This window comes from Serratia sp. KG1D (assembly GCF_037150675.1).
Lineage (GTDB): Bacteria > Pseudomonadota > Gammaproteobacteria > Enterobacterales > Enterobacteriaceae > Serratia > Serratia nematodiphila.
This window is the reverse complement of sequence record NZ_JBAGIH010000001.1, coordinates 2,306,899-2,329,551: the sequence shown is the minus strand read 5'-3', so window position 1 is coordinate 2,329,551 and position 22,653 is coordinate 2,306,899. Positions and strand designations below refer to the sequence as shown.

The 22,653-nt window shown below is 58.0% G+C and carries 24 protein-coding genes; 11 read left to right on the top strand and 13 right to left on the bottom strand.

Annotation, left to right across the window (positions count from 1 at the left end; genetic code table 11):
* Positions 1–179: 179 nt before the first annotated feature.
* Entirely contained in the window at positions 180–1,733 is a 1,554-nt protein-coding gene (locus WFM45_RS11365; protein WP_015378345.1) for a sensor domain-containing diguanylate cyclase, read from the bottom strand.
* A 160-nt stretch (positions 1,734–1,893) separates the two neighbouring features.
* Here WFM45_RS11365 and WFM45_RS11360 point away from each other — a divergent pair, with 160 nt between their 5' ends.
* Entirely contained in the window at positions 1,894–2,088 is a 195-nt protein-coding gene (locus WFM45_RS11360) for a hypothetical protein (protein ID WP_004935157.1), read from the top strand.
* Between the two features lie 15 nt (positions 2,089–2,103).
* Here WFM45_RS11360 and yjdN read toward each other — a convergent pair whose 3' ends face one another.
* Entirely contained in the window at positions 2,104–2,523 is a 420-nt protein-coding gene (yjdN, locus tag WFM45_RS11355; RefSeq protein ID WP_004935154.1) for a VOC family metalloprotein YjdN, read from the bottom strand.
* A 176-nt stretch (positions 2,524–2,699) separates the two neighbouring features.
* Positions 2,700–3,620, bottom strand: coding sequence for a Kdo(2)-lipid IV(A) acyltransferase (locus WFM45_RS11350; RefSeq protein ID WP_085336718.1), 921 nt, complete (start codon positions 3,618–3,620; stop codon positions 2,700–2,702).
* Positions 3,621–4,249: 629 nt separating this feature from the next.
* On the opposite strand from WFM45_RS11350, the gene WFM45_RS11345 reads away from it, so the two are divergent.
* From WFM45_RS11345 to WFM45_RS11335, 3 genes are all read left to right on the top strand, one after another.
* Positions 4,250–4,447 carry a glycine zipper domain-containing protein gene (locus tag WFM45_RS11345; protein ID WP_004935148.1) on the top strand — a complete coding sequence of 66 codons (198 nt, stop codon included), beginning with the start codon at positions 4,250–4,252 and terminating at the stop codon, positions 4,445–4,447.
* Positions 4,448–4,461: 14 nt separating this feature from the next.
* Positions 4,462–4,710, top strand: a complete 249-nt coding sequence (locus WFM45_RS11340; protein ID WP_004935146.1) for a GlsB/YeaQ/YmgE family stress response membrane protein — start codon at positions 4,462–4,464, stop codon at positions 4,708–4,710.
* Between the two features lie 95 nt (positions 4,711–4,805).
* On the top strand, positions 4,806–5,198 hold the full coding sequence (locus WFM45_RS11335) for a YidB family protein (RefSeq protein ID WP_004935144.1): 393 nt from the start codon (positions 4,806–4,808) through the stop codon (positions 5,196–5,198).
* Between the two features lie 3 nt (positions 5,199–5,201).
* Here WFM45_RS11335 and WFM45_RS11330 read toward each other — a convergent pair whose 3' ends face one another.
* Positions 5,202–6,134, bottom strand: a complete 933-nt coding sequence (locus tag WFM45_RS11330; protein WP_033632694.1) for a LysR family transcriptional regulator — start codon at positions 6,132–6,134, stop codon at positions 5,202–5,204.
* Between the two features lie 110 nt (positions 6,135–6,244).
* Here WFM45_RS11330 and WFM45_RS11325 point away from each other — a divergent pair, with 110 nt between their 5' ends.
* Positions 6,245–7,297, top strand: a complete 1,053-nt coding sequence (locus WFM45_RS11325; protein WP_049277529.1) for an SDR family oxidoreductase — start codon at positions 6,245–6,247, stop codon at positions 7,295–7,297.
* A 44-nt stretch (positions 7,298–7,341) separates the two neighbouring features.
* On the opposite strand, the gene WFM45_RS11320 is transcribed toward WFM45_RS11325, so the two are convergent.
* The 3 genes from WFM45_RS11320 to WFM45_RS11310 form a co-directional block, all read right to left on the bottom strand.
* Positions 7,342–8,349 carry an NAD(P)H-quinone oxidoreductase gene (locus WFM45_RS11320; RefSeq protein WP_044030943.1) on the bottom strand — a complete coding sequence of 336 codons (1,008 nt, stop codon included), beginning with the start codon at positions 8,347–8,349 and terminating at the stop codon, positions 7,342–7,344.
* A 153-nt stretch (positions 8,350–8,502) separates the two neighbouring features.
* Positions 8,503–8,712 (bottom strand): hypothetical protein, encoded by a 210-nt coding sequence (locus WFM45_RS11315; protein WP_004935132.1) that lies wholly within the window; start codon positions 8,710–8,712, stop codon positions 8,503–8,505.
* A gap of 510 nt (positions 8,713–9,222) precedes the next feature.
* A complete protein-coding gene (locus tag WFM45_RS11310; protein ID WP_336955600.1) occupies positions 9,223–9,600 on the bottom strand; it encodes a hypothetical protein in 378 nt (125 codons plus the stop codon).
* 377 nt (positions 9,601–9,977) lie between these two features.
* Between WFM45_RS11310 and cspE the strand changes: the two genes are divergently transcribed.
* Together cspE and dsrB are read left to right on the top strand one after the other, a co-directional pair.
* Positions 9,978–10,190, top strand: coding sequence for a transcription antiterminator/RNA stability regulator CspE (gene cspE, locus WFM45_RS11305; protein WP_004935122.1), 213 nt, complete (start codon positions 9,978–9,980; stop codon positions 10,188–10,190).
* Between the two features lie 320 nt (positions 10,191–10,510).
* Positions 10,511–10,711 carry a protein DsrB gene (gene dsrB / locus WFM45_RS11300; protein WP_004935117.1) on the top strand — a complete coding sequence of 67 codons (201 nt, stop codon included), beginning with the start codon at positions 10,511–10,513 and terminating at the stop codon, positions 10,709–10,711.
* A 217-nt stretch (positions 10,712–10,928) separates the two neighbouring features.
* On the opposite strand, the gene rcsA is transcribed toward dsrB, so the two are convergent.
* Entirely contained in the window at positions 10,929–11,558 is a 630-nt protein-coding gene (rcsA, locus tag WFM45_RS11295) for a transcriptional regulator RcsA (RefSeq protein ID WP_004935115.1), read from the bottom strand.
* Between the two features lie 797 nt (positions 11,559–12,355).
* Here rcsA and WFM45_RS11290 point away from each other — a divergent pair.
* Positions 12,356–12,997 carry a GNAT family N-acetyltransferase gene (locus WFM45_RS11290; RefSeq protein WP_079007628.1) on the top strand — a complete coding sequence of 214 codons (642 nt, stop codon included), beginning with the start codon at positions 12,356–12,358 and terminating at the stop codon, positions 12,995–12,997.
* 13 nt (positions 12,998–13,010) lie between these two features.
* Here the strand turns inward: WFM45_RS11290 and WFM45_RS11285 are convergent, their stop codons facing one another.
* A complete protein-coding gene (locus WFM45_RS11285) occupies positions 13,011–14,426 on the bottom strand; it encodes a pyridoxal phosphate-dependent decarboxylase family protein (RefSeq protein ID WP_033633632.1) in 1,416 nt (471 codons plus the stop codon).
* 101 nt (positions 14,427–14,527) lie between these two features.
* Between WFM45_RS11285 and WFM45_RS11280 the strand changes: the two genes are divergently transcribed.
* Positions 14,528–15,403: a LysR substrate-binding domain-containing protein gene (locus WFM45_RS11280; RefSeq protein WP_048324074.1), complete on the top strand. Its 876-nt coding sequence runs from the start codon at positions 14,528–14,530 to the stop codon at positions 15,401–15,403.
* Here WFM45_RS11280 and WFM45_RS11275 read toward each other — a convergent pair.
* Complete coding sequence (locus tag WFM45_RS11275) at positions 15,400–16,785, bottom strand: CoA transferase (RefSeq protein ID WP_048324071.1); 1,386 nt, start codon at positions 16,783–16,785, stop codon at positions 15,400–15,402. The genes WFM45_RS11280 and WFM45_RS11275 overlap by 4 nt on opposite strands.
* Before the next feature lie 61 nt (positions 16,786–16,846).
* The gene (locus WFM45_RS11270) at positions 16,847–17,008 is read right to left on the bottom strand and encodes a hypothetical protein (RefSeq protein ID WP_162837997.1); all 162 of its coding nucleotides are present in this window, start codon (positions 17,006–17,008) and stop codon (positions 16,847–16,849) included.
* A 434-nt stretch (positions 17,009–17,442) separates the two neighbouring features.
* Here WFM45_RS11270 and WFM45_RS11265 point away from each other — a divergent pair, with 434 nt between their 5' ends.
* Both WFM45_RS11265 and mgtA read left to right on the top strand, forming a co-directional pair.
* Complete coding sequence (locus tag WFM45_RS11265; protein WP_004935097.1) at positions 17,443–18,141, top strand: MgtC family protein; 699 nt, start codon at positions 17,443–17,445, stop codon at positions 18,139–18,141.
* 244 nt (positions 18,142–18,385) lie between these two features.
* Complete coding sequence (mgtA, locus tag WFM45_RS11260; RefSeq protein ID WP_033632698.1) at positions 18,386–21,085, top strand: magnesium-translocating P-type ATPase; 2,700 nt, start codon at positions 18,386–18,388, stop codon at positions 21,083–21,085.
* 48 nt (positions 21,086–21,133) lie between these two features.
* Here the strand turns inward: mgtA and WFM45_RS11255 are convergent, their stop codons facing one another.
* Positions 21,134–21,907 (bottom strand): DUF3307 domain-containing protein, encoded by a 774-nt coding sequence (locus WFM45_RS11255; RefSeq protein ID WP_004935091.1) that lies wholly within the window; start codon positions 21,905–21,907, stop codon positions 21,134–21,136.
* A gap of 2 nt (positions 21,908–21,909) precedes the next feature.
* On the bottom strand, positions 21,910–22,506 hold the full coding sequence (locus WFM45_RS11250) for a hypothetical protein (protein WP_015378329.1): 597 nt from the start codon (positions 22,504–22,506) through the stop codon (positions 21,910–21,912).
* Positions 22,507–22,653 lie beyond the last annotated feature (147 nt).

The window sequence follows — 22,653 nt, the reverse complement described above, 5'->3', positions numbered from 1 at the left end:
CTGCGGAATGGTGATTTTTTATCTTGTTGAATTTTAATGGAAATAAATATTACGCTTATTATTGGCGTTATTTTATTCAGAGCGCAGGGTAACCCGGGAAAATAATGTTGCGGAGAGGAATTATTTCATTTTGGTTGGTAATAAATCGGGCCGCCAAAATTTGGTGGCCCGATTAATGATTAAGCGCCGTAAATGCAGTTTTTGCCTTTTTTCTTGGCCTGATACAACGCACTGTCCGCCTCATTGATAAAGCTGATCGGCGTATCGTTATACATATGTGGCACTTTGGCGCAGATACCGATGCTGATGGTGACGATGCCGTGCGGATTACCCTGATGCGGAATTTTCAGATCGCGCACCGCGTTGATGACGCGTTCGGCGAAAATCAGTGCGCCCTGGACGTCGGTATCCGGCAGGATGATCCCCATCTCTTCGCCGCCGTAACGCGCCAGAACGTCGTTGCTGCGGCACGCCAACCCTTTGAGCGTTTGGCCAATCTGCTGCAGGCATTGGTCACCGGCGACGTGGCCATAGCTGTCGTTGTACTGTTTGAAATAGTCGATATCCAGCATCAGCAGCGCCACGCTGCGGTAGTTGCGCGAAGCCCGTGCCAGCTCGTTCTTCAGCGCGATATCAAACTGGCGGCGGTTGGCCAGCCCGGTCAGGCCGTCCAGCAGCGCCAGCTCTTCGAGCATCTGGTTGATGCTGGTCAGCTGATCGCGGGTGCGCATCAGCTCGGCTTCGGTTTGCATGCTGTGCTTGATTTGCCGCAGCAGCACCATGCCCATCGCCAACAGGATCATCAGCAGCGAGAGGCCGCCGACGGCGAACAGGCCGGCGTCGGTGCGCCAGTCCGCCAACGCGTCGCGTTTCGACAGCCCGGCGGCGATCACCAGCGGAAAGCGGTTGACCCGCGAATAGCCGTAGATGCGCTCTACTTTGTCGTACAGCGAGGTGATGGTGGCGTTACCGAATTCCGAATGCGGCAAAATTTCGCTGAACAGCACACCCTTGGCGATGTTTTTACCGATCGACGCCGCCGAGTAAGGGCGGCGGTAAAGGATGGTGCCGTCCGCCAGCAGCAGATTCAGTGAGGCGTCGGTGTTGAGGGCGAAGCTATCGTAAAACTGGCGGAAATAATCGATGTACAGCGTCGCCAGCACCACGCCGCCAAAGCTGCCGTCCGGGTTGTTGAAACGCCGCGAAACGGGAATGATCAGATCGCCGGTGGTGCGGCTGCGGATCACCTTGCCGATGTACAGGCCGCCGTCGTCGCGGTTTTGATGGTATATGAAGTACTCGCGATCGGCGTTGTTGGCGTTCTTGATGAACTTGCCCGAGGAGGTCGCCAGCCAGCGGCCGCGCGCATCGTAGAGAAACAGCCCATGCAGCTGCGGCAGGTTGCCGACCTGCGTTTGCATCACCCGCTGCAGCCGGGTCAATTGCGATGGCCCCAGTCCGTCGTTCTGGAGACGTTCGGTCAGATCGAGCAGATTGCCGTCCACCTGCATGAAAGTATCGTCGGCATGCTGCGCCAGCGAGCGGGCGAGGTTGGCGGATTCATGCTCGGCGCTGCGCAGATCGCGCTGGTGTGCGTTCCAGATTTGCCAGCTGTTAAAGAGGATCAGCGTGGCGGCAACGATGATGACAAACACGCCGGCCTGAAATAATAATGGGGAGCTTTTAACGCTGCGCGCCGGCACGGCATCCTGTATGGGTTGCTGCTGAGTCATGTCACCCTTGTTGTTTGATTACTATTCAGTTTGAGTTAAGAGCAATCTTATATTTTATGCATAAATGCGTCAGACCTCTAGCCTTTAACGAGGCGATAAGGCGAAAGGTCGATCGCTGCCCGCATCAGCGGCGGTGTGAACACCTCGGAGTGAAAGAGCCATGTCTGATTACATCATTATCGCTTTACTGACGCTGGCGGTGTATTACCCCCTTACGCTGGGAACGCTGGCGGTGATGATGTACTTCGCCTGGCGCCGCCGCCGATCGCCCTATTGGCGGTTGGGATTGGCGCTGTTGGCGCTGCTGTTCGTGCTGTTCGCCAAGGCGGCGTATGACTGGCACCGCTATGGCTAGCGGCGCCATGCGGGGTTATTCGACGTTGATCATCCAGTTGACGCCGAATTTGTCGGTCAGCATGCCAAAACCTTTGGCCCAGAAGGTGGCTTGGTAAGGCATCGTCACCTGGCCGCCCTGCGCCAGATTGTCGAACAGTTTGCGTCCTTGTTCCGCATCGCTGGGGTTCAGCGACAGCGAGAAACCTTTGTGAGAAGCACCGCCGCTGTCATCTTGCGGACAGCCGTCGGAGGCCATCAGCACGCCGTCGCCGATCAGCAGGCGCGCATGCATTATCGCTTCCGGATTGACGTCCTGCGGTCCGCCTTGCCGGGCTTCTTCGGGCATGTCTTTAAAGCGCATGACCATTTCAACTTTGGCATTCAACTGCTGTACGTAGAAGTTAATCGCTTGCTCACAGTTACCGCTGAAAAACAGATAGGGTTGTACCAGCATGACATTGACCTCGATTATGGCCCGACAGGCAACGACCGGCTCTCGGGCGGACGAAATGATTGCTGGCGGCAATAATTGCCGTCGGTGACTTACTAGTGTAGTTCCCCTGGCGCAGAATGCTTGTGCGAGGTGAGCGCGCCTTCGCCGGCGGTGTGACGGGCAAAGGCGCGAAGGGGTCAATACAGCGACGGTTCGCCGGGTGGGCGGGTTTTAAAGCGGCGGTGCAGCCACATGTATTGGTCGGGGGCCAGCAGCACTTGTTCTTCCACCACGCGGTTCATCTTGGCCGCCGCGCGCGTTTCATCATCCAGCGGGAAGTCCGTCAACGGCGGCTGCACGATCAGCTCATAGCCCTGAGCATTTGGCAGGCGGCGCGGCACGAAAGGCACGATCGACGGCCGCCCCATGCGCGCCAGAATAAAGGTGCCGGTGGTCGTGGCGGCATTTTCCACGGCGAAGAACGGTGTGAATACGCTACTTTGCGGCCCATAATCGTGATCCGGCGCGTACCACAGGATTTCGCCCTGTTTCAGGTTGCGGATCATGCCTTTGATATCTTTACGATCGATCATGAATTTATTCGAGCGCAGCCGGCCGCGGGTCTGTACCCATTCCATCAGCTTGTTGTTGTGCGGGCGATGCACACCGATGCCGGGGTTTTGCATGCCGAAAATGCGCGCGCCCAGTTCCAGCGTCAGGAAATGCAGACCGATCAGCAGAACGCCTTTGCCGTCCTGACGCGCCAGCCGCATGTTTTCCATGCCGCTCACCTTGAACCAGCGGGCGATGCGCCAGTCGGGCCAGAACCAGGCCATGCCGACTTCGAACAGGCCCATGCCGACGGACTCAAAATTTTTGACGATCAGCGCCTCGCGCTCGGCGGCGGGCATTGCGGGGAAGCAGAGTTCTAAATTGCGGCGCGCTATTTTTACCCGGCGTTTCATTAGGCGCATGGCTATTCTGCCAAGGCCGTGTCCGAGCCGATAAATGAGCGGGTAGGGCAGTAATACCAAGAGATAGAGTATTCCCAGTCCTATCCACAACAACCAATAACGAGGGCGCAAGAATTCGCGCTCAAAGCGTTGGTTAGAAAGCATTTTTCCTGTTATTCCTTTTCTTTGCCAATGGGACCTTAACCCAAATTGTCATGAGGAAGATGATAGAATATTTTGTGCTAAACAGGATTTTCCATTAATGCTTTTTTTTACGCTTTATTTAAACGCAGGCGAAAAACGAAGCGAAATAGGATTTTTACCGAGGGATGAGGGGATATTTTCCGCTATTTCAATTGGCTGGCGAAATTGAAAAATAAAGACACAATTAAGCGCATCGCAAAAGTGACAACGGCTATGTAACCTTAATGAAACAGTAACGCTACGGAACCGTCCCAAGCGGCGGCCAGTGCGTACAGTAGCGCGAGGATCAGGACAAAAGGTGCATTGAACATCGGCGTTTCCTCCCGGAGGATATGTTTAAAGTTTAGCCTTGCAAGATGACAGCGGGATGAAATCAGATCGTTTTTTGTATGGTGAAATTCAGACGGACGGAAATAGGTAAACCGCTGATTTTTTACTATAGTCATAGTGTGAAGTTGTGCGTTTGCCGCCGGAAGCCTCCGCATTGAGCGGCAGCGGGCAGATTGCCCAGAGCAAGATCGCGGAGCGGATGGCGCCTGGCGCGAAACATGTGACGAAATTCTCAGAGGGTTGGTCTGTAAGGATTTGACATGTCATATGAAAATGACGATCTAAACGGTGTTGAGCAACCGAGCGACTACGTGAAAACCACCGCCTGCGAAGTGAGCAGCGGTGTAAAAGCAGCGCTCGAGCAATCATGTGCCTGCCTCAAGGATAACCCTTGGGCGGGGATAGGCGCCGGCGCCGTCGTGGGCCTGGTAATAGGATTTCTGTTAGGCAAAAGGTAATAGGGAGAGTAAAGATGGGCATCATTTCCTGGATCATTTTTGGTTTAATCGCCGGTATCCTGGCCAAGTGGATTATGCCGGGCAAAGACGGCGGCGGCTTTATTGTGACCGTTATATTGGGGATCGTGGGCGCCGTCGTCGGCGGCTATATCAGCACCTTCTTCGGTATGGGCCGCGTTGACGGTTTTAACCTGGGCAGCTTTGTGGTGGCGGTCATCGGTGCCCTGGTGGTGCTTTTTGTCTACAGGAAGATCAAAGGCTAAGCAGCCGTTGCTCAACAGGGTCGCCGCGGCGGCCCTTTTTCGTGAAATCAATCCGGCGGTGCGGCGCGGGCCGTACCCGCTGAAAGGGGAATATCATGGGTCTGTTCGATAGCGTATTGGGTAACATTCTGGGCGGCGGCGCCAACGGTGGTAAAGGTATCGACTACATCGCCATTATGCAGTGGGTCGAGCAACAAGGCGGCCTGCAGGCCATTTTGGACAAGTTCCGTCAGGGGCAGTTCGGCGATATCGTCGGTTCCTGGCTCGGCAATGGCGAAAATCAGCCGATTACCGGCGACCATGTGCAGCAGGCGTTGGGTAGCGACGCCATCAACCAACTGGCTGAAAAGCTGGGCATCGATCCTGCACAGGCGTCCAGCACCATTGCACAGTTCTTGCCAACGGTCGCGGATGCCGCCTCACCAAACGGTGAAGTGCAGCAAGACAGCAACGAGCTGGGCGATATGGTCGGTAAACTGTTCAAATAATGATTAGGCTCCCGGCGTCTGGCCGGGAGCATTCACTCCGTTAATTCCCTCGATCGCCGTCAACGCCTGCTGCAGATGCGCCACCCAGGCGCGCACTTTCTCCGGAATAAAACGTAAAGCGGGGTAGACCGCGTGCAGCGCCATGGGCGGGTAGCGGTATTCCGGCAAAACGGGCACCAGCGCCCCCGTCGCCAGCTGCTCGGCGATTAACGGCCGTTGGGCGCCGCCGATACCGGCTCCAGCCTCAATGGCGGCCAGCAGCGATAGCGTATTGTTGGCGCGGAACGTGGGCCGCACTGCAACCATCTCGGGGCCGTGCGGCCCGAACAGAGTGAGCGTATCGCCGTCGTTCAAACCGCTGTAACGAATGTGCGCATGTTTAGCCAGCTCCGCCGGCGAACGTGGAGCGCCATACTTGGCCAGGTAGGCCGGTGACGCCACCAGCAGGCGTTGCAGCTCGCCCAAACGTTTAGCCACCATGCCGGGCGCATGCAGTTCACCGAAACGCAGCGCCACGTCGATGCCTTCGCCGATCACGTCGGCGCGACGATCGTCCAGCAGCAGCTCGATGGCGAGGTTCGGATGACGTTGCTGGAAAGCGATGGCCAGCGGCGTGACGTGCAACTGCCCGAACCCGGTCGGGGCATGAATGCGCAGATTGCCCTGTAACTGGTGGTGCTGGCCGTGCAGCGATTCTTCCGCTTCGTCGACCGCCGCCAGAATCGGTTTGAGGCGCTGATAATAACTGCTGCCGGCATCGGTCAGGGTGACCGCCCGGGTGCTGCGAAACAGCAGTTGTGCCCTCAGTTGCTGCTCCAGGCCGGCGATTTGCTGACTGACCGCCGGCTGCGTCAAACGCAGATCGCGAGCGGCGGCCGACAGGCTGCCCAGCTCCGCCACCCGCATAAAGGTTTTCATTGCGTTCAGCTTATCCATGTCGATCTTGCCTCTAGATTTTTCTTATAAGTGTTAGTGTAAACACTCTTCTACCGCAAGCATTACTAATCAATGACACTCAGGGTATCGACAACCTGAGGAGTGGCAAGATGAATACAAAGCGACAGGCATTGGTGATCGGCGCCAATGGCGTGATTGGGCGCCGATTGATTGAGGAGCTGACCGGCCAGGGCTGGCAAGTGGTGGGCGTCTCGCGCCGGGGGGGACAATCGGCGTCGGGGGTGCGCCACCTTCAGGTTGATCTGCTGGATGCGGCGGCGACGCGCGACGCGCTGCGGCCGCTGAGCGCGATTAGCCACGTTTTCTATGCCGCCTATCAGGATGCGCCGGACTGGGCGGGGCTGGTGGCGCCGAACCTGCAGATGTTGCAACACGTTGTCGAAGGGCTGGAGCCGATCGCGCCGGCGTTGGAGCACATCAGTTTGATGCAGGGTTATAAGGTGTATGGCGCGCATTTGGGGCCGTTTAAAACGCCGGCGCGCGAAAGCGATGCCGGGCATATGCCGCCGGAGTTTAACGTGGCGCAGCAGCAGTATCTGGCGCAGCGGCAGGCCGGCAAACGCTGGCGTTGGAGCGCCATCCGTCCAAGCGTGGTGGGGGGCTTCTCCCTCGGCAACCCGATGAATCTGGCGTTAAGCATCGCGGTTTACGCGTCGATCAGCAAAGCGCTCGGGCTGCCGTTGCGCTTCCCGGGTAAACCGGGCGCTTACCACAGCCTGCTGGAAATGACCGACGCCGGGCTGTTGGCGCGCGCCACGCTGTGGGCGGCGACCGAACCTGCGGCGGCCAATCAGGCGTTTAATATCAACAACGGCGATCTGTTTCGCTGGAGCGAGATGTGGCCGAAAATCGCCGCTTACTTTGGGCTGGAATGCGCGCCGCCGCTGCCGATGTCGCTGGAGATCATGATGACGGACAAAGCGTCGCTGTGGCGGGAGCTGGCGCAGCGGCACCAATTGGCCGAACCGGACTATCGCGCGGTGGCCGGCTGGCGTTTCGCCGATTTCGTCTTTTCCTGGGACTATGACATGTTCGCGGATGGCAGCAAGGCGCGGCGCTTCGGTTTCCACCAGTTTGTCGAAACCGAAGCCATGTTTTTCTCACTGTTCGATGAGTTCCGCCGCCGCGGCATCATTCCCTGAACGTGGCATTGGTTTCCCCGCAGCACCGGCCGCGGGGAATGGGCTCAGAACGTCAGCATGATCTTGCCGATGTGCTCGCTGGACTCCATCAGCGTATGCGCGGCGGCGGCTTGCTCAAGCGGGAAGGTTTTAAAAATTTGCGGTTTCAGCACGCCGCGTTCCAGCAGCGGCCAAACCTTTTCGCGCAGATCGGCGGCAATCTGCGCTTTGTCCGCCACGCTGCGCGAGCGTAGCGTCGACCCGGTATGGGTCAGGCGTTTCAACAGCAGCGGCATCAGATTGAGCTCTTTCACCACGCCGTTTTGCGTGCCGATTTGTACGATGCGGCCTTCCATCGCTGCGGCCTGATAGTTTTTGGCGACATAATCGCCGGCGATCAGGTCGACGATGACGTCGGCGCCTTTACCGTTGGTGGCGTCTTTGGTGCGTGCGACAAAGTCTTCGCTGCGGTAATTAATCGCCACGTCGGCGCCCAGCGCCAGGCTGGCCTGACGTTTCTCTTCTGAGCCGACGGTGGTGATCACCTGGGCGCAGAAGGCCTTCGCCAGCATGGTGGCGACCGTGCCGATACCGGAGGTGCCGCCATGGATCAACACGGTTTCGCCGGCTTTGAGATGACCGCGCTGGAACACGTTGACCCAGACGGTAAAGAAGGTTTCCGGCAGCGCGGCGGCCTCGGTCAGGCTCAGCCCCGCCGGCACCGGCAACGCATTGCTTTCATGCACGGTGCAGTATTCCGCATAGCCACCGCCGGCGATAAGGGCGCAAACCCGATCGCCGAGCGCGAAGTGGGTCACGCCTTCACCGATGGCCACCACTTCGCCGGCAATTTCCAGGCCGGGGATATCCGAGGCGCCGGGCGGTGGCGCATAGTTCCCCTGGCGCTGCAGTACGTCGGGGCGGTTAACGCCGGCGGCGGCGATTTTCACCAGCAGTTCGCCCGCTTGCGGAGCGGGCACCGGGCGTTCGGTAACGACCAGAACGTCGGGAGCGCCCGGTTGGCTGATTTCAATCGCTTTCATCGTGCCGGGCAGCGCTGCATTTGTTGACATGGTTACTCTCCTCATCGTGGCGGACGTGGTTATCAGGCGAAATGTCCGCAATAAAGTCTGCTGTTAGCTTAGCGAAATCGAATGAGGCGCGCGTGGTTGAATAGAGCGGTTTTGCGAGGAAGAGGCGAAGCCGCCGCGATGGGCGGCAGGGCATTAATCGTTAGGCGGGATGCGGAACCCTTTTAACGAGACGATGAAGTGTTCTTTTCCTTTGGAGATTTTGGCGCCTTTATCGCACCACAGGCTGGCAAGCTGGAAGAAGTCGTCGCTGCCGATATCGTAAGCCAGTTCGATTTTCTTGGCGGTGCCGGCGCGGATGAGTTTTTCTGCTTCCTGATGGTTTGCAGCTTTAATTATGGTCATGGGCGAAATCCTTGGTGTTAAGCCAGAGCGGATAAACGCGAATCATCATATGGCCATAATGTGACAATTTTGTGATGAAAGCATGACAGCCCGCGAAGGCGCGGCGCGCGATGTGCCGGGCCTTCGCGGTGAAAGCGCGCTGTCGGTTACCGATCGTGCGGGCGGACGAGTGTGCTTTTTTTCTGAGATTTTAAATGTTTGTAGAGGGCGAAGCCCGTAATGCCGGCCAAGACGGCCAGGAGGGCAAGGGATCCTGTGGCCATGAACGTTACCTCCGAATAAGAATGGCAAGGAGGCGTATTTGTGACATTCATCACTTTGTGGGGCAATGAGAGCAATCTGTAATCGGAAGACGCTTTGAGGGATAGGCAAAAAAAAAGCGCCTATAGGGAGGCGCATAAAGATTTGCAACACAGCTTGTTGTGTTCAACACCAGGAGGAGTGGTGAACTGAGGCATATTCTATGCAGCGGCAAAGGAGGCTGATATAGGTATTACTCCGAAAGCGCCACTACCACTCATACCCCAACTGAATGTTGTAATCGGGATCCTTATTGGTGGAATAGGGATCAGACTGGCGGCGGCGATCGGTTTTCTTCACCGGGCCTTCATACGCGGGATAAGGTTTGGCGCGCGGTTTGCTGCAGCCAGGATGATCGCACTCAATATCGACGCGAAAACCGCTTTTATCTCTCGCCTCTGTCCAGGCAATCGGCGGTTTTCCCGTTTTGGGTGCCGGCCCTGAGGGGGCAGGCGGCTTAGGCGCGGGAACCATGCTGGGGTCGGGGGCTTGATAATTGAGCTCCAGTGCACTCTGCGGAGCGCTGTAAGCGGCAAAGGCCAGCAGAGCGGCGGCACTGACAGCCGATAATGTAAGCCATCTCGGCATGGTGAATCTCCCTGAATGATTTCGTCAGGCAACTATAAAACAGCAGAACGAGAATTACTATCATTTGCCTTGGGCGTTACGGGCGAGCCAGGCGGCGGCCCTATCGGCAGACAGGGTCAAATCCTGTGCGTTTAGCCGAGATTAGCGTCCCATCGCGGCGAAAAAGGTTGCTATTGCCGCTCGCTCATGAGTTAATGATGTCGGCCTGTGGTACAGACCTATTTATGCACGACATTTTGAGTAAAGTAGTTCAAATTTAAAGCGTTATCCCGGATAGCCCTTCTCTGACGAATTTCCTTTCCAGTGCCTCCATAAGTAACTGATGACCGGCTACCTCGCCCATGGCGGCTTACATTTATTATTGAAGGAAATTAGACATGTCTAACATGATCAAAGGTCAAGTGAAGTGGTTCAACGAAGCTAAAGGTTTTGGTTTCATCACCCCAGCAGACGGCAGCAAAGACGTATTCGTACACTTCTCTGCTATCCAGGATCAAGGCTTCAAGACCCTGGCTGAAGGCCAGAACGTACAGTTCTCTATCGAGAACGGTGCGAAAGGTCCATCTGCGGCTAACGTTACCGCTATCTAATTGGCGCCTGGCGCTGATTGAAAAAAAACCCGCTGCGGCGGGTTTTTTTATGCCTGCAATTTGGCAGCGCGCAAAAAAAGCCCGCAAGTCTGCGGGCAAAAGTTCCTTGTTACTTCTTCATTTGCGAGCGCTTCTCTGGGGGGGAAACGCCTGAAGACAGACTACGCGAGGCCGGCTTAAGATTCTGCGGCCAAACCGTTAAGAAAGTGAAAATCCAGGCGGCTGCTACGCTGATAGCAGAGGCCGGCAGGGCTGGAGCGGTGTCCATCGCCTCCGGTTTTGTAATACACTGACGGCAATCGCAAATAAGGGAGAAGGGTATGCAAGTTAACGATCGAGTGACGGTAAAAACAGACGGCGGCCCGCGGCGTGAAGGCGTCATTCTGGCCGTAGAGGTGTTCAACGAAGGCACCATGTACCTGGTTTCTCTTGACGACTACCCGGCGGGCGTATGGTTTTTTAATGAGATCGACAGCCGTGACGGCACGTTTGTGGAGCCCTGTCGCGAGCACGGGCAGTAACTTGGGCTAATCTCATTAATTTGCTAATGAAATTGTCCATTTTGAGATTATTTCATTGCGGTAAGATTTTTTTTATCGACGGCAAAAAAATACCCGTTGCGCTAGCGGGGGATAACGCAACAGGTATTTTTTTGTGGTTCCAGCGGCTGCTATCCAGATGACATTATCACCGGGTATTTAACGGCTGGTAAAACAGAGCGGGGGCGTTCTCTGTGGTTCAGCGGCTATTGACGAATATTCCACTGGTCAATGTATCGGTCAGACGAACAACGTGATAAATGATCTGCTTGTTGTGCGTTTTTATTTTCCGCTTGATGTTTCCCTTGTGGGAAGAGACCGTTTTGGCCTTTATTTGCATCTGGTCTGATATCTGGATGGTGCCTTGACCGGACATCCACATGCGTAACATGTTTGATTCAGTCTGGCTCAGCGTTACCGGCGTTTGATCCAGAGAGGATTTCTCCGTACGGAGGGACGTTCTCTCGAGATAGTGGCTAAGTAGCTGATTCATAGTCTCTGGCTTGATGGATTTTGACGATATGATGACGTTCTTGCGAACATATAAATAATCGTCGAAATGTACGTTGGTAATGGCCATGAAGATGAAGAATAACGTATCCGGGTGCAGTGAAATCACCCGTTTTATTCGCTCGGTGGCGTTTGCTTCGTGGATGAAGCAGTCCTCGTTAATAAACACCAGGCTCGGATTCAACTTGCTGCATTTTTCATGCAGGCTGTCAATGTCCTCGATGGCATTAATATGGCGCTTCTTCACGCCATGCGAAGTCAGATAGTCGGTTAACCCCAATCTGGTATAGCTGCATGAATCCATGATAATCGTTGGCATATCGCACCCCCACTTAAATCCGTTTTACTGCGGTAATATGAAAAAAAGCCTAAAAAGCCGAAAGGCAAAATGGAGCAATAATTCAGTGTAGCGAGTGTTCTATCAATAAACACGGCGTCACTCAATGATATTTTCATACTAAACTTATTAATTGCATGAATCTATAAGTTTGGCTTAAGTCAGAGCGATCTGCTGCTCGTCCAGCTTTGGCATGTTGAGCCTGATCTGCGCTTGGCGCCCGTGCCTGTCTGCATTGCTTGCCGCGAATCTGTTCATCATGTCACGAAACAAAATTTTAGTTTGCTAGGAAAAGTCTTAAAAAAAATTCATGTGTCGTTTTTTTGAAGTCTTTCAGCGCATTTTTTGAGTGATTAAAAAATACCCTTCCTGAGGTTATTTTATTTTTTTGTTTAAAAATCATTGAGTTGTGTTGGTTTTCTGCTTTCCATGCTAATGATTAGCACTTCTTTTTTTATCATAACGGCAAACGAAAGTTAACATTATGGCCGGAATGTGTAGCTTATTTGTTGCTATAAATCACCGTTTTACAATGAGTTATCTGGATATTTATTTTACATGAAATAATTTTCGTGAATGTTTAACGGTGATTGAGTGATTTCTCTAAACTATCATCCTGCTGCCCGATCCGCAGGGGAGGAATGGCAGGTCGGAGTTGTCTCTGGCCCGCGTTGGTTTTAACTTGCCTCTCCACCTTTCAAAAACAGGATGTCGCGGTGAGACGGAATCAGTATGGGCAGCCGATAGGCGTAGCCCTCCCTCATTGGCAGCCGGCAGGCATGCCCGGGCACTCGCCACTGCAAGGGCGGTTTTGCCGCCTCGAACCGCTTAACCTCGAGCGCTGGGGGGAGGCGCTTTATCAGGCTTATCAATCCGCCGAGGACGATCGCGACTGGACTTATCTGTTCTGGGAACGGCCGCAGTCGCGCGCAGATTTCCAGCGTTATCTTCAGGCTCAGGCGTCCAGCGCTGACAGAAACACGATGGTAGTGATCGATCAGTCAAACGGGCGTGCGGTGGGAAGCTGCGCTTTTTTGCGCATCGATCCTGCCAACGGCGTGGCCGAACTGGGCACCATCAACTGGTCGCCGCTGATGAAGCGCAGCGCGCTGGGCAGCGAGGCGATTTTCCTGATGCTGCGGCATCTGTTCGACGATCTTGGCTACCGGCGATGCGAATGGAAATGCGATAGCCTCAATCTTCCTTCACGCCAGGCCGCCGAGCGCTTGGGTTTTCGCTATGAAGGCACCTTCCGCCAGGCCGTCGTCGTCAAAGGACGCACGCGCGACACCGACTGGCTGTCGATCGTCGACGGGGAATGGCCGGCGCGGCGCGCGGCGTTTGCCGCCTGGCTGTCGCCGGATAATATCGGCGATGACGGGCGGCAAGAACGGCGTTTGCAGGCCTTCCAACTCGGGTAATACGCCGCGCGCGTTAGGCCGTTTCCGCCAGGCAATGGCGCAGCGAGTCCAACGCCAGCCGGATGTCCTGTTCCTCCGTCATCCAGTTGACCAGTGCGGCTCGGATCCCCGGCTGACCGTTATAACGCGTAGGGGTGCAGCACACCACGCCGTGTCGGCTCAGGCGCTCGAGAAAGCGATCGCGCGCCGCCTCGCTGTCGCCCTGTGGATGGCTGAGTGCGAAGCAGACCACGTTCAAATTCACCGGCGCCAGCAGCTGGAAACCGTCATCGGCTGCCAGCGCCGCCCCCAGCGCCTGCGCCAATCGGACGTTGCGCTCGACGATATCCCGTATGCCGCTGCGGCCATAGGCTTTCAGCGTCAGCCAGAGCGGCAGGGCGCGGAAGCGGCGCGAATTCTCCGGCGTCAGATGCAGATAGTTGTCTGGCCGCAATGTCGGTGCTTCCAGGTAGGCCGAATGGTTCTGAAATACCTGCATTTGCAGATCCAAATGGCGGGTAAATTGGATCGCGCTGTCATAAGGCACGTTCAGCCATTTGTGTGCGTCGACAGTGATGGAATCGGCATGCTGCCAGCCCTCAAGCCTTGGAGCGTATAGCGGCGAGCAGGCCGCCACGCCGCCAAATGCCGCATCGACATGCAGCCAAAATGGATAACGTTCCCGCAGCGTCAGCAGACGCGGCAGGTCGTCGAACGCGACGGTGTTGACCGTACCCGCGCTGGCCAGCACCAACGTTGGCTGGCCGGCGCCGGCGGCGAGCTGCCGTTCCAGTGCTTCCATATCCATGGCTTCCGAGTCCGGCAGGCTGGCGATGGTCGTCAGCGCCTCGCGGCCGATACCGAGCATGCTGAGCGCCTTCACGCTGCTGGAATGTGGATTGGCCGACAATACCCGGATGGAACCCAGCGCCGCCAGGCCTTGTTGGGCGATATCTACGCCGTGCTGTTGTCCCAGCCACTGCCGGCCAATGGCCAGCCCGGTGAAATTGGCCATGGTCGCGCCGCTGACCAGGCTGCCGCTGAACGTTTCCGGCAGGCCCAACAGGGATTTCAACTGTGTCACGGCCGCCAGCTCGATCGTGGCTGCGATGGTATCATGGCTGAGTAGGCTATTTTGGTCTGTCACGCTAACCAGCCAGTCCGCTGCGACCGCCGCCGGGGTGCCGCCGCCGGTGACGAAGCCGAAATAACGCGGGCCGGCGCTGGCGGAAATGCCGGCCTGATAACGTTGCCAAAAGCGCTCCAGCGCCGCCAGGGCGCCTTCGCCGTTTTCATCTAGTCGATCGTCGCCCGGTTGCAGCTGCTGATGCTCGAGCGGCGGGCAGACCGAGCGTTGCTGCAGCCCGGTCAGAAAATCTTCCGCCAACTGGCGGGTGTGGTCGAGGATCTGCGGAAACTGCGCGAGATCCTGTTGTAAACGTGGGTGCATGGTGGCTCCGAAAGCGTCAGGGATGATGGGGTAAACATAGAACATTTGCCTGCCGGTCAAAATCGATGAAAAATAACCTTTTTGGATAGCCTGGTTAACCAATGATGAATGAACGCATTCCCCTGCATGTCTTGCCGACCTTTGCGATCGCCGCCAGGTTGGAAAATTTGCGCGCCACGGCGCAGCAGGTGCATTTGACGCACGGTGCGGTCAGCCAGCAAATTCAGCTGCTGGAGCAGGCGGTCGGCTATCCGCTGTTTGAACGGTGCGGGCGCGGCGTGCGCCTGAATGCCGCCGGTCGAGAGTTGCTGGCGGCGGTGGAACCGGCGCTGCAGGCTCTGCAGCAGGGTATCGCCCGCGCCCGGCGTGCGGCGACAAGCCAGACGCTGCGCATCAGCGTGTTGCCGTCTTTTGCCCACTATTGGCTGTTGCCGCGTCTGCCGGCATTCCATGAAGCCTGCGCCGATATTGCACTGGATATCGATGCGTCGCTGACGCTGCAGGATCTGTCGCAGCGAGGGTTCGATGCGGCGATCCGCATCGGCAGCGGTCAATGGGCGGGGCTGCAGGCGCAGCGCATCGCGTCGGGTGACGTGCTGCCTGTCGCTTCGCCGGATATGGCGCGAGAATGGGGGGCGGCGTTCGAGAACGGTGGCGAAGTTCCCTTGCTGGAACACGACGTCAGTCCCTGGCGCGATTGGTTCAATGCACAAGGGCGCTCGTTGTGCGGGCGGCAACAGGCGTTGTTCAACGATGCCGGATTGTTGATTCGCGCGGCGGAGCAGGGGTTCGGCATCGCGCTGGCGAAAAAGCTGCTGGTGCAGGATGCTCTCGACGCCGGGAGACTGGTGGCGTTGGCCGCGCCCTGTCGCCTGAGCGATGACGACGTTTATCTGGTGTGGCCGCAGACCGCTGGGCTGACGCCGGCGGTCACCCGCTTGCTGCAGTGGTTGCAGCAACAGTTGGCGGCGGTTTAACGGCGCAGCCACACCGGCTGCGCGGTGCCGAGCGTGGTCGCCGGCAGCGCCCATTGCAGCGTCGTACCCTGTAGGCTTAACGGGGCGCGCAGGCGTTGCGCGGCCCCCCAGTAAGTCAATTCCGTTTCCGGGTTCTCGTCGGCGGGGCCGGCCGGCGCCAGCGGTTCCGGCCGATAATCTGCCGAACAGGGATGCGCCAGCAGCAGCTGCGCCGTACGCGCCAGCGACAGCCGCGCGTGGTAGCCGGTGCCGCGGCTCAGGCGCTGCGCCATACCGGTCAGCACCGCCGTCGCCATCAAATAGCCGGTGGCGTGATCCAAAGCCTGTACCGGCAACGGCACCGGCAAACTGGCGCTACGCCAAACCATGCCCGCCTCCGCCAACCCGCAGCTCATCTGTACCAGGCTGTCGAAACCGCGCCGGGTGCGCCACGGCCCGCTCCAACCGTAGGCATTCAGGCAGACGTCTATCAGGCCCGGCGCCAGCGCGCGCCTTTCCTCCGCGCCATAACCCAACTTCTCCAGCGCACCGGCACGGTAGCCGTGCACGATCACGTCGGTGTTTCTCAGCAGATGTTCAAACGTATGGCGATCGTGCGCATTGGTTAGGTTGAGGCGCGCGCTGCGCTTGCCCAGCATGACTTCGTGTTCAACGCCGGGCTCATCCCAACCGTAGGGATCGATGCGCAGCACGTCGGCACCCAAACCGGCAAGAAAACGCGTGGCGATCGGCCCGGCGAGAATGCGCGTCAGATCCAGCACCCGTACGCCGTGCAGCGGCCGGGCGACGGGAAGCGCCCAGCCCGGCGGTGGCGCTTCCGGCTGCAGCGAGGCGTGGATCAGCGGTTCGAGCGCTACGCTTTTGCCCTGAATATGTTGTCGCCACGCGGCCGCCGAGCGCATTTGGGCCGCGCAGCCGCCGGCTTCGATCACCGCTTCCTCCAGCTCGCTTTTTTTCCAGCCCAGCACGCGTTCCGCCAGCGTGCCTTTATCCGATGCCGAACCCAGCACTTGCTCCACCGCTCGCCGATGGTGCGGCGCATTGGTATGCAGGCGTATCCAGCCATCCGTCGTCGCATAGTCGCCGGCCAGCGCGTCCCAGGCCGCAGGCAGCGTCCACCCCAGCGGACGCAGCGTCCAGCCGAACCAGAGCGAGGCCAGGCGTTGATCGACCCAGACCTGCGGCGCGTTGGCTGCCTCGCGGCGAAGCAACTCGGCGCAGGCCAAACCGGCGGCGCTCCAGGCGGCGGTAGCCAATTCGGTTACGGGAAAAGCCGAAGGCAATGCGCCGGTGCCGCTTACGGTTAGCCGGTCGGCGGGGGCGGGGCGCTGCCCCAGGCTTTGCCAAATTTCGTCGAGCAGAGTGTGGATCAGAGGCGTCATCGGCCACTCCTTGCGGGTCGTCGGAAATATAGCCTAGCGTAGCCCACCGCCGGCGACCTTGCTAAGGCGCAACGTCGAACGTGCGGCCATCGGCCAGTTTGGCGCGCAGGCTGCGGGCCGCTACGCCGGCGAATGGCTGCGCGCTGAAGTTGGCGGTCAGCGCTTTGTCCCACAGGGCCTGATGCAGCGGTCGGAAGGCGGCGTCGGCGCCCAATGTCGCCATCTTCTATTTGTGACATTGGAATATCATTGCGGTATTCCAGTTTATTTTTCGTTTAATAAATTGGCCTTTACTTCATTACCCGACGTCACTATACTCAGCCAAAATTTCGGTGGAGAAACCCAATTGGACAGTTGTAGTTGTAATAAAATAAATAAGGCAAGCTGACCAATTCTCTTCTGATTTGTTGCTTGCCGTTATCGGCGGGCAGCACCCCTCTCCAGTTATTTCTGAGCTGTGCATACCCGAATAAGAAAACGTTTCCTGATGCCAGGTGGCTTCAGGCGAATTGAGTTGGACGTTATTATGGTATTCTGCAGCCACAGCCTTTTCCCTCCAGGCATGACACGCTGATTCGCTGATTTATTTTCAGCGCGTTTTCGCGTGTGCTAAACAGCACATGATTTTATCTCCTGTGGTTAATTAAGGGGAAAGTCATGGCTATGACTCCTTTCGTTTTAAATTTATTGCTGGCGATGTGCCTGGGCGCGGTGATTGGCGCCGAGCGCCAGTGGCGCCAACGCATGGCCGGCCTGCGCACCAATGCGCTGGTGGCGACCGGTGCGGCGGTCTTCATTCTCAGCTCTATGTCCACCGATCCGGCCAGCGCCGGCCGGGTGGCCGCGCAGATCGTCTCGGGTATCGGCTTCCTCGGCGCCGGCGTAATCATGCGTGAAGGGCTGAACATTCGCGGCCTCAACACCGCCGCCACGCTGTGGTGTTCGGCGGGGATCGGCGTCCTGTGCGGCCTGGGCCAGCATTGGGATGCGGTGGTCGCCACGCTGGTGATCCTGTGCGCCAATATCCTGCTGCGCGAGGCCGCGCAGCGCATCAACCTGCAGCCGCACCAGCAGGCGACCGATCTGGAACTGTGCTATCGCATTCAGGTGACCTGCGGCGAGCAGGATGAAATTCTGGTGCGCACCCTGATTCTGCAGGCGCTGAACGGCGTCGCCTTGCGGCTGCAATCCTTGCGCAGCGCCGATATTGCCAGCCCTGGGCAATTGGAAGTGTGCGCGGAAATTACCGCTACGCCGGCCGCGCAAAAAGAAATTGAGGGTATTGTTTGCCGCGTCAGTCTGGAAAAAAGCGTGAGTGCCGTGCGTTGGCGCGTCGCGTCCGAATTACCGGTCTGAGTAATAATATAAATATTGATTAACTTGATTATATGTTCGGTTTTATTCATGAGTGCCTTGAATAACGCGGAGCATTAAGGAGGCGTTATGGACGATGACCCCGGAAGGGAAATGATTCTTGCGTGGCTGACAGGGTAATCACGCTATTCAGTCACGCTAATTAAAAAATTCCACTCTGCGCAGAGTCACCTGTTTATCGGGCGGGATCTCCCTGTGCGCAGAACGAAAATAAGAGAATAGCGTTATGACTCAGATTAATGAAAGAATGCGTCGCCGTGATAAAGACGCGGTGACCTACGCCATTGCGCAAGAGGCGACCAACAGCATCGCCCAAACGCTGGCGAACCTGAAGTGCAACCGCAACGGCTTGACCCAGGACGATGCCGATGAGCGGCTGGAGCAGTTCGGCGCCAACCAGGTCGCCCACGACAAGGCGCCGCATGCCTTGATTCAGTTGATCAAGGCCTTCAACAACCCGTTTATCTTCGTGCTGATGGTGCTGGCTGCGATCAGTTTCTTTACCGATTATTGGCTGCCGCTCCAGAGCGGTGAAGAAACTGAACTCACCGGCGTCATCATCATCCTGACCATGGTCACGTTGAGCGGGCTGCTGCGGTTTTGGCAGGAATACCGCACCAACAAAGCGGCGGAAGCGTTGAAGTCGATGGTGCGCACCACCGCTACTGTACTGCGCCGCAGCAGCTACAGCGCGCATCCGCTGACGCTGGAAGTGCCGATCCGCGAACTGGTGCCGGGGGATATCATTCAGCTCTCCGCCGGTGACATGGTGCCGGCCGACGTGCGTCTTATCGCCTCGCGCGATCTGTTCATCAGCCAGGCGATTTTGACCGGCGAAGCGATCCCGATCGAGAAATACGATGCCATGGGCAACGTGGCGCAGAAGTCGAGCGAAGGGGAAGTGTCCAGCGAGAACGCGCTGCTTGAGCTGTCCAATATCTGCCTGATGGGCACCAACGTCGCCAGCGGCACCGCCACGGCGGTGGTGGTGGCAACCGGTGGGCGCACTTACTTCGGCTCGCTGGCCAAGTCGATCGTCGGTTCGCGGGCGCAAACCGCGTTCGATCGCGGGGTGAACAGCGTCAGCTGGCTGCTGATTCGCTTCATGCTGGTGATGGTGCCGGTGGTGTTGCTGATCAACGGCTTCACCAAAGGCGACTGGAGCGAGGCGGCGCTGTTCGCACTGGCGGTGGCGGTCGGCCTGACGCCGGAAATGCTGCCGATGATCGTCAGCTCCAACCTGGCGAAAGGGGCGATCGCCATGTCACGCCGCAAGGTGGTGGTGAAGCGCCTGAACGCCATTCAGAACTTCGGCGCCATGGACGTGCTCTGCACCGACAAGACCGGCACCCTGACCCAGGATCGCATCATTCTCGAGCACCACATCGACGTCACTGGCGCCAGGGATAACGAGGTGTTGCACCTGGCCTGGCTGAACAGCTTCCATCAGAGCGGCATGAAGAACCTGATGGACCAGGCGGTGATCCGTTTTGGGCGCGGCAAACCGGGGATCGAAGCCCTGGGCCGTTTCAGCAAGGTGGATGAGCTGCCGTTCGATTTCGTGCGCCGCCGTTTGTCGATCGTGGTGGCGGACGAAAATGGCACGCAGCAGCTGATCTGTAAGGGCGCGGTAGAGGAGATGCTCGAGATCGCCACCCACGTGCGCGAAGGCGACAAAACGCTGGAACTGGACGACGCGCGCCGTGCGGCGCTGCAGGCGCTGGCCCGCGAGTATAACGAAGACGGTTTCCGCGTGCTGGTGCTGGCGACGCGCGAGCTGGATGCGCAGCGCCCGGCCGAACCGCTGAGCGTGGCCGACGAGCGCGACATGGTGGTGCAAGGGCTGCTGACTTTCCTCGATCCGCCGAAGGAGAGCGCGCAGCAGGCGATCGCCGCACTGCAGGAAAACGGCGTGACGGTGAAGGTGCTGACCGGCGACAACCCGGTGATCACCTGCAAGATTTGCCGCGATGTCGGGCTGGAGCCGGGTGAGCCGCTCTCCGGGCTGCAGATTGAACAGATGGATGACGAAGAGTTGGCGCGCGAAGTGGAACAGCGTACGGTCTTCACCAAGCTGACGCCGCTGCAAAAATCGCGGGTGCTGAAAATGCTGCAGAGCAACGGCCATACCGTCGGCTTCCTCGGCGACGGCATCAACGATGCGCCGGCGCTGCGCGATGCCGACGTCGGCATTTCGGTCGACACCGGCACCGACATCGCCAAGGAGTCGGCGGACATCATCCTGTTGGAAAAGAATCTGATGGTGCTGGAAGAGGGGGTGATCAAAGGGCGCGAGACCTTCGGCAATATCATCAAGTACCTGAACATGACCGCCAGCTCCAACTTCGGCAACGTGTTTTCGGTGCTGGTGGCCAGCGCCTTCATCCCGTTCCTGCCGATGCTGGCGATCCACCTGTTGATTCAAAATCTGATGTACGACATTTCCCAGCTGTCGCTGCCGTGGGACAAGATGGACAAAGAGTTCCTGCGCAAGCCGCGCAAGTGGGATTCCAAAAACATCGGGCGCTTTATGCTGTGGATTGGGCCGACCTCGTCGATCTTCGATATTACGACCTATGCGCTGATGTGGTACGTGTTCGCCGCCAACAGCGTAGAACACCAGGCGCTGTTCCAGTCCGGCTGGTTCATTGAGGGGCTGCTGTCGCAAACGCTGGTGGTGCATATGCTGCGCACCCAGAAGATCCCGTTCATTCAGAGCACCGCGGCGCTGCCGGTGTTGCTGACCACCGGGTTGGTGATGGCGCTCGGCATCTACATTCCGTTCTCACCGCTCGGCGCCCTGGTTGGCCTGCAGCCGCTGCCGTGGGAATACTTCCCGTGGTTGGCCGCAACGCTGGTCAGCTACTGCGTGGTCGCGCAGTTGATGAAGCGTTTCTATATCCGCCGCTTTGGCGAGTGGCTCTAAGCCGCCTCGGCGTTCACTTCGGGGGCGAAATTTTTCGCCCCCGCACCGCTACAGCAGTTTGTTGACCAGCAGGCCGAGCATGATGGTCAGCGTGAAGGAAAACAGCGTGCCGAGCAGCACATACTCGGTACGCATCTTATCGTCGCTCTGGCGCAGATCGCCGAAACGGAAGATAGATTTGGCCGCCAGTAAAAAACCGATCGCCGGAATTTGCCCCAGCAGCACGAAGGTCAGGATCAGCGTTCTTTCCAGGTAGCCAATCTGTTTGCCCGCGCGCAGCAACGAGTCGTTGTCGGCCTTGGCCGAAGGCGGCATTTGCGGCGTCCAGTGCGCCAGCAGTTGCCCAATCAGCAGGCTCATCGGCAGATAAATCAGGCTGTAGGCCACCAGCACCAGGCCGGTTTGCCAACGCCCCAGCTGCCGCCCCAGCGCGGCGAGCAGTTCACCGGCGTTCGGCGTCAGCCCCAGCCACAGCAAGGCGATCACCGCCAGATGCAATCCCTGATCGAGCAGAAAGCTGCGGGCCGGGCTCAGACGGTTCATCGCGGTGACTTTCAGCAAATCGATCAGGTAGTGGCTGACGGCGATGGCCAGCAGGCTGGCCAGCACCTGCAGTGAAGACAGTCCGCCGTGCAGCAGGCCGAAACCGGCCACCGCCCAGGCGGCCAGCACCCCGTGCAGCAACGCGTGCAACAGCAGAAAACGCGAACGCGCGCGATGTTGGATTTTATCTTCCACCCAACTCAGCGGCTGCAGCGGAAAATCCGCCAGCAGATGGACGAGCAACAGCCAGGCCAGCAAAGGCGCATAGGTCAGATCCATGGTCAGACGATCCTGTTAATGGCGTGAATAAACCGCATGATTTCCTCGTAGGCCGCGCGTTTCAGCGCGGCGGAGACCGTGGAGGCGGCTTTTTGCAGCTGGTCCGCCACGGCGGCGCCGCTGTCGGCGAACATTCTCGCCTGAACGATGCGCGCTTCGGCCTGTGACAGGCGGCCAATCACATGATCTAACATCGGCAGCAGATCGCTGACAATGGCGTTTGTCCGATCGTTGTCGGTTTTCAGAGCCAGCCGGCAATTTTTTGCCATGGCGTCCAGCGCGCTGCCGGAGTTGATAAAGGCGCTGCCGTAACCGGCGGCGTCGGGCCGTTGGCTACCCAGCCCGACGGCGATGCGCGCATCCCAGTGCGCGGCGCCCATCGCCCGCAGCGCGAGGCGTATGTACACCGCCAGCAACAGCCCGTCCTCCGGGGCGGCCTGCGCCTGGAAGGCATCGCCGCGAAAGATTTCCACCTGATGCAGCCGCCCGTCACGCCGCAGCCGATCGAGCAGGTTATGCAGCCCATTGAGGTAGTTGACGGTGTCTGATCGGCGGGAATCGACCAGATCGCCGCTGATTACGCTGATTGGCGTCGGCATGGCGTGTTCCATTATTTGCGGAGGGATGACTATAAATTCGCACCTGGATACGAATATGTCAATAATTCGCCTTTAGGTGCGAATTTATGGGGTTTTCGCCTGTGAGGGCGAAACGAGGCAGGATGAGGAACGTGGGATGAACGGCCG

Bases quoted from the DNA above. Each gene is read 5' to 3' on its own strand.
- WFM45_RS11365 (WP_015378345.1), bottom strand. From the start codon at position 1,733: ATGACTCAGCAGCAACCCATACAGGATGCCGTGCCGGCGCGCAGCGTT.
- WFM45_RS11360 (WP_004935157.1), top strand. From the start codon at position 1,894: ATGTCTGATTACATCATTATCGCTTTACTGACGCTGGCGGTGTATTAC.
- yjdN (WP_004935154.1), bottom strand. From the start codon at position 2,523: ATGCTGGTACAACCCTATCTGTTTTTCAGCGGTAACTGTGAGCAAGCG.
- WFM45_RS11350 (WP_085336718.1), bottom strand. From the start codon at position 3,620: ATGCTTTCTAACCAACGCTTTGAGCGCGAATTCTTGCGCCCTCGTTAT.
- WFM45_RS11345 (WP_004935148.1), top strand. From the start codon at position 4,250: ATGTCATATGAAAATGACGATCTAAACGGTGTTGAGCAACCGAGCGAC.
- WFM45_RS11340 (WP_004935146.1), top strand. From the start codon at position 4,462: ATGGGCATCATTTCCTGGATCATTTTTGGTTTAATCGCCGGTATCCTG.
- WFM45_RS11335 (WP_004935144.1), top strand. From the start codon at position 4,806: ATGGGTCTGTTCGATAGCGTATTGGGTAACATTCTGGGCGGCGGCGCC.
- WFM45_RS11330 (WP_033632694.1), bottom strand. From the start codon at position 6,134: ATGGATAAGCTGAACGCAATGAAAACCTTTATGCGGGTGGCGGAGCTG.
- WFM45_RS11325 (WP_049277529.1), top strand. From the start codon at position 6,245: ATGAATACAAAGCGACAGGCATTGGTGATCGGCGCCAATGGCGTGATT.
- WFM45_RS11320 (WP_044030943.1), bottom strand. From the start codon at position 8,349: ATGTCAACAAATGCAGCGCTGCCCGGCACGATGAAAGCGATTGAAATC.
- WFM45_RS11315 (WP_004935132.1), bottom strand. From the start codon at position 8,712: ATGACCATAATTAAAGCTGCAAACCATCAGGAAGCAGAAAAACTCATC.
- WFM45_RS11310 (WP_336955600.1), bottom strand. From the start codon at position 9,600: ATGCCGAGATGGCTTACATTATCGGCTGTCAGTGCCGCCGCTCTGCTG.
- cspE (WP_004935122.1), top strand. From the start codon at position 9,978: ATGTCTAACATGATCAAAGGTCAAGTGAAGTGGTTCAACGAAGCTAAA.
- dsrB (WP_004935117.1), top strand. From the start codon at position 10,511: ATGCAAGTTAACGATCGAGTGACGGTAAAAACAGACGGCGGCCCGCGG.
- rcsA (WP_004935115.1), bottom strand. From the start codon at position 11,558: ATGCCAACGATTATCATGGATTCATGCAGCTATACCAGATTGGGGTTA.
- WFM45_RS11290 (WP_079007628.1), top strand. From the start codon at position 12,356: ATGCCCGGGCACTCGCCACTGCAAGGGCGGTTTTGCCGCCTCGAACCG.
- WFM45_RS11285 (WP_033633632.1), bottom strand. From the start codon at position 14,426: ATGCACCCACGTTTACAACAGGATCTCGCGCAGTTTCCGCAGATCCTC.
- WFM45_RS11280 (WP_048324074.1), top strand. From the start codon at position 14,528: ATGATGAATGAACGCATTCCCCTGCATGTCTTGCCGACCTTTGCGATC.
- WFM45_RS11275 (WP_048324071.1), bottom strand. From the start codon at position 16,785: ATGACGCCTCTGATCCACACTCTGCTCGACGAAATTTGGCAAAGCCTG.
- WFM45_RS11270 (WP_162837997.1), bottom strand. From the start codon at position 17,008: ATGGCGACATTGGGCGCCGACGCCGCCTTCCGACCGCTGCATCAGGCC.
- WFM45_RS11265 (WP_004935097.1), top strand. From the start codon at position 17,443: ATGGCTATGACTCCTTTCGTTTTAAATTTATTGCTGGCGATGTGCCTG.
- mgtA (WP_033632698.1), top strand. From the start codon at position 18,386: ATGACTCAGATTAATGAAAGAATGCGTCGCCGTGATAAAGACGCGGTG.
- WFM45_RS11255 (WP_004935091.1), bottom strand. From the start codon at position 21,907: ATGGATCTGACCTATGCGCCTTTGCTGGCCTGGCTGTTGCTCGTCCAT.
- WFM45_RS11250 (WP_015378329.1), bottom strand. From the start codon at position 22,506: ATGCCGACGCCAATCAGCGTAATCAGCGGCGATCTGGTCGATTCCCGC.